The sequence below is a fragment of the Methanoregula sp. genome (genome assembly GCF_002835825.1).
Lineage (GTDB): Archaea > Halobacteriota > Methanomicrobia > Methanomicrobiales > Methanospirillaceae > Methanoregula.
This window is the reverse complement of the sequence record NZ_PIZH01000729.1, coordinates 1-1,081: the sequence shown is the minus strand read 5'-3', so window position 1 is coordinate 1,081 and position 1,081 is coordinate 1. Positions and strand designations below refer to the sequence as shown.

Genomic DNA, 1,081 nt, shown 5'->3' with positions numbered 1-1,081 from the left:
TCCTGATCCCAGGCTCACATTCGCTTTTCCGTCCGAGATGAGGATGAGCCGAGGGATGGTGTGGCGGTTGATCATCTTCTCGCGTTTGATAACCTCCAGCGCCTTGGAGAGGCCGTGGGCCAGCGGTGTCTTGCCCCCCACGGGAAGCTGCTGCATGCATTTCCGTGCCAGTTCAACGCTCGAAGTCGGGGGGAGGAGGATCTCGGCGTTTTTCCCCCGGAAGACGACAAGGCCGACCCGGTCCCGTTTCTGGTAAGCATCGATGAGGAGCGAGAGGATGGCCCCCTTTACCGCGGTCATCCGCTGCTGGGCACCCATACTGCCGCTGGCATCGACAACGAAGAGGACGGTATTTCCCATCTTCCTCTCGCGGACTTTCTCCCGAAGATCCGATGACTCAATCTTCACGGCGAGTGACCCTTCCCGGTCTTTCTGGTGGGGGGCTGCTGCGCGGATCGTGGCATCGAGAGCAATGTCCGGGCCGATGGTCTCGGGAATCCGGCTCCGGACATATTTACCGTCCCGCGACTCGGTCACGCTCCTCCTCCCGCTTCCGTCCCGCCGGAACGAATCGATGCGGCGGGGTGTTGCGAGCGGCTTCTGGTTAACCTTGAAGGGATCCCCTTCGGCAAACATCGTTGTCGTGGAACCATCCGGCATCGTGTTCTCCTTCGGCTTCTGGTTCTCCGGGGTCTGCTGCTCCTGCTCGGGCTGCTTCTTCTCCTGCTGCGATTTCTGGATGGACTGCTCCATCTTATCCTTGTCCATCTGCTGTTCAGAGAAAGGCTGGCGATGCATCCGGTGGGAGAGGACGAGTTCGGCTGCTTCACGGACATCCTCTTCCGTCACATCAGTCCTGCAATGGAAGGCCGCGATGGTGGCTGCCGTCCTGAGCATGACGATATCCGCACGGTGGCCATCGACCGCCATGTCGAGGCAGATCTGCGCAATCATCGTGAGCATGTCATCCGGTACCATGACCCGGGGGAGCAGTTCTTTTGCCCTCCTGATGCGTTCCCGCAGGCCCTCTTCCTCTGACTGCCAGGAATGGATGAATGCCTCGGGGGCGTCCTCGTACACC

The 1,081-nt window shown here is 60.4% G+C and carries 1 protein-coding gene; it reads right to left on the bottom strand.

All coding sequences use genetic code 11. The features are described from left to right. On the bottom strand, window positions 1-1,081 hold a 1,081-nt coding region (locus CW742_RS14755), incomplete at both ends, for a VWA domain-containing protein (protein ID WP_292421691.1).